Genomic DNA, 683 nt, shown 5'->3' with positions numbered 1-683 from the left:
GTGTTACCCCGTGCTCATCGGCAAAACCACGCCGAAAGGCACTTTTGATATGCAGTTGATGAAGACTTCCAAACCCGGCTACGGCGGCGAAATCATCGGCTTCAAGCAGGAAAAAGACTTTCTATTCGCCCTGCACCGCGTATGGACGCTCAAACCCTCCGAGCGCCGTATGCAGCGCATCGCTTCCAACGTCGTCTCCGACCGCATCATCACCAACGGCTGCATCAACGTAACCGACAAAGTGTACGACAAGCTGCGCAATTACTTCGTTTTGGAAGTGATTTGACGGGCTACTCCGCATAACAAGGATACAGAAAGGTCGTTTGAAAACCCAAATCTCAGGGTTTTCAGACGACCTTTTTATAGTGGATTAACTTTAAATCAGAACAAGGCGACGAAGCCGCAGACAGTACAGATAGTACGGAACCGATTCACTTGGTGCTTCAGCACCTTAGAGAATCGTTCTCTTTGAGCTAAGGCGAGGCAACGCCGTACTGGTTTAAAGTTAATCCACTATACAATCTACTGCAATCTTTCATCGTTATACTGCCCATGCCAGCAATAGCGGGTTAAATTCAAATCAGGACAAGGCTGCGAAGCCACAGACCGTACAGATAATACGAAACCGATACACATCCAACCAAACACACATCATTCAAAAAACAAAAGAGCCTGCATAAAGC

1 protein-coding gene and 1 pseudogene are annotated in these 683 nt (G+C 47.4%); both read left to right on the top strand.

Features of this window, described 5'->3' with window-relative positions:
• A partial coding sequence (locus tag ACTHTS_RS10885) for a murein L,D-transpeptidase (RefSeq protein WP_440370039.1) occupies positions 1 to 286 on the top strand: 286 nt, incomplete at its 5' end.
• Between the two features lie 54 nt (positions 287 to 340).
• Positions 341 to 537 (top strand): annotated as a pseudogene (locus tag ACTHTS_RS10880) (hypothetical protein); the annotation flags it as partial.
• Positions 538 to 683: the final 146 nt, after the last annotated feature.

This window comes from Neisseria sp. P0019.S003, from assembly GCF_051957115.1.
In the GTDB taxonomy this organism is placed as follows: domain Bacteria; phylum Pseudomonadota; class Gammaproteobacteria; order Burkholderiales; family Neisseriaceae; genus Neisseria; species Neisseria flavescens_D.
This window is presented reverse-complemented; position numbering and strand designations above follow the sequence as displayed.